Source organism: Paenarthrobacter sp. 10L420, from assembly GCF_056395385.1.
In genome coordinates, this window is the sequence record NZ_JBFTJK010000073.1 from 1 (window position 1) to 761 (window position 761).

General features: G+C 61.2%; 1 protein-coding gene. It reads left to right on the top strand.

Annotation, left to right across the window (positions count from 1 at the left end):
- Window positions 1-761: MFS transporter (locus tag AC1DD5_RS25715; RefSeq protein ID WP_477523135.1), on the top strand; the 761-nt coding region annotated here is incomplete at both ends.

Consider the following 761-nt stretch of genomic DNA (forward strand, 5'->3'; position numbering starts at 1 on the left):
CTCGTATGGATCGCCGCCCAAGCACTGGCACCGAACGACATGCTCACCTGGGGCTGGCGGCTCGTGTTCCTCTCCAGCATCTTCGTCACCATTGCCGCCCTTGTCATCCGGCGCAAACTCGACGAGTCTCCGGTCTTTGAAGAAATCAAGCAAACCCGCACAGTCCCGCCCGCACCGCTCAAGGAAGTCGCCAAGAACGGCAAGGCCAACGTCCTGCGCGTCATCCTCATGAACTTCGGCGTCAGCACCCAGTCCTACACCATCCAGGTCTTCATGGCCTCCTACCTCATCACCGTCGTGGGCACCGACCCGAAATTCATTCCACCCGTACTCCTGATCGGTTCACTCTGCGGCGGCGTGGCGGCAGTATCCTTCGGCATTCTGTCCGACAAGATCGGACGCAGGCGCGTTGTTTCCCTCATTACCGGAGCCCTGATCCTCTTCCCCGCCCCAGCGTTCCTGCTGCTGACCACGGGCTCCCCGGCAGCAATCGTCATGGTCATCATCATCGGATTCATGCTCGCCTGCCAAGGCGTGGTCGGCGTCCACATGAGCTACTTCCCCGAGATTTTCGGCAGCCGCTACCGCTACGCAGGCGTGACCCTGGGTCGGGAGTTCTCCTCCATCATCGGCGGCGGCGTCGCTCCCATGATCTGCGCAGGCCTGCTGGCAATGTTCAGCAACTCCTGGATCCCGATCGCCATCTACATGTCCTTGACCATGGCCGTCAGCTTCATCGCCACACGGATGTCGCCGGAAAC